Genomic DNA, 1,309 nt, shown 5'->3' on the forward strand with positions numbered 1-1,309 from the left:
CTCCCCACCCCGCCCGACGGCGGACCCGAGATCATCTGCTCCGCCAAGGGCTGCCGGGCCCCCGCGACCCTCGTCCTCGCCTGGAACAACCCCAAGCTGCACACCCCGGAGCGGCGCAAGACCTGGGTGACCTGCGAGGAGCACCGCGAGCACCTGTCGAACTTCCTGGGGATGCGGGGCTTCCTGCGGGAGACGGTGCCGCTGGCGGAGTGGCGGGAGGAACACGAGGCCCCCGGGGACGGCACGGCGTCGGGTTCCTGAGACCGCCCCCGGGGTCGCCGCTCAGCCCCCGATCGCCGACATGGGACGTCCCGGCTGCTCGAAGCCGGGGTCGTCGAGCCCCGATCCGGCCTTCTTGCCCAGCGTGGCCCGCCGCCACAGTTCCGCCACTTCCCCGTCGTCGGCGCCCGAGCGCAGCGCGGAGCGCAGATCGGTCTCCTCCCGGGCGAAGAGGCAGGTCCGCACCTGCCCGTCGGCGGTCAGCCGGGTGCGGTCGCAGGCCCGGCAGAACGGGCGGGTGACGGAGGCGATGATCCCCACCCGGTGCGGACCGCCGTCGACCACCCACCGTTCCGCCGGGGCCGCCCCGCGCGCCGCGTCGGGCTCGGGCTCCAGCCGGAAGCGGGCGCGCAGCGCCGTCAGGATGTCCCCGGCCGTGATCATCCCCGAGCGGCGCCAGCCGTGCTGGGCATCCAGGGGCATCTGTTCGATGAAGCGCAGTTCGTATCCCTCGGCCATCGCCCAGGCCAGCAGGTCGGGCGCCTCGTCGGCGTTCAGCCCCGCCATGAGCACCGCGTTGACCTTGACCGGTTCCAACCCCGCCTCCCGGGCGGCGGCCAGGCCGCGGAGCACGTCCGCGTGTCGGCGACGCCGGGTCAGGCGGGCGAAGACCTCCGGATCCAGGGTGTCCAGGGAGACGTTGACCCGGTCCAGCCCGGCGTCGCGCAGGGCGCCGGCCGTGCGCTCCAGGCCGATGCCGTTGGTGGTCAGGGACATCCGGGGACGCGGTCGCAGTTCCGCGCACCGGGCCACGATCCCGGTCAGGCCGGGACGCAACAGCGGTTCCCCGCCGGTGAACCGCACCTCGGTGACACCGAGGTGCTCGACCGCGATCCGGATCAGGCGCACGATCTCGTCGTCGGTGAGCAGGTCGGGTTTGGCCAGCCAGTCCAAACCCTCCTCCGGCATGCAGTAGGTGCAGCGCAGATTGCACCGGTCGGTCAACGAGACGCGCAGATCGGTGGCGACACGACCGAAGGTGTCGAGCAGCATGCGGACTCCGGGGCCGGGGTCGGGGGCGGGCCGGGGC

The 1,309-nt window shown here is 73.6% G+C and carries 2 protein-coding genes; one reads left to right on the top strand and one right to left on the bottom strand.

Annotated elements, in window-relative coordinates; translation table 11 throughout:
* The first annotated feature begins 30 nt into the window (after positions 1-30).
* A complete protein-coding gene (locus tag FOE67_RS25930) occupies positions 31-261 on the top strand; it encodes a hypothetical protein (protein ID WP_182667261.1) in 231 nt (76 codons plus the stop codon).
* A gap of 21 nt (positions 262-282) precedes the next feature.
* Here the strand turns inward: FOE67_RS25930 and moaA are convergent, their stop codons facing one another.
* Complete coding sequence (gene moaA / locus FOE67_RS25935) at positions 283-1,272, bottom strand: GTP 3',8-cyclase MoaA (protein ID WP_182667260.1); 990 nt, start codon at positions 1,270-1,272, stop codon at positions 283-285.
* Positions 1,273-1,309 lie beyond the last annotated feature (37 nt).

This window comes from Streptomyces calidiresistens, from assembly GCF_014141525.1.
In the GTDB taxonomy this organism is placed as follows: Bacteria; Actinomycetota; Actinomycetes; order Streptomycetales; family Streptomycetaceae; genus Streptomyces; species Streptomyces calidiresistens.

What these genes read in the sequence shown, in the direction of transcription:
- moaA (WP_182667260.1), bottom strand. Translation starts at nt 1,272, where the DNA reads ATGCTGCTCGACACCTTCGGTCGTGTCGCCACCGATCTGCGCGTCTCG.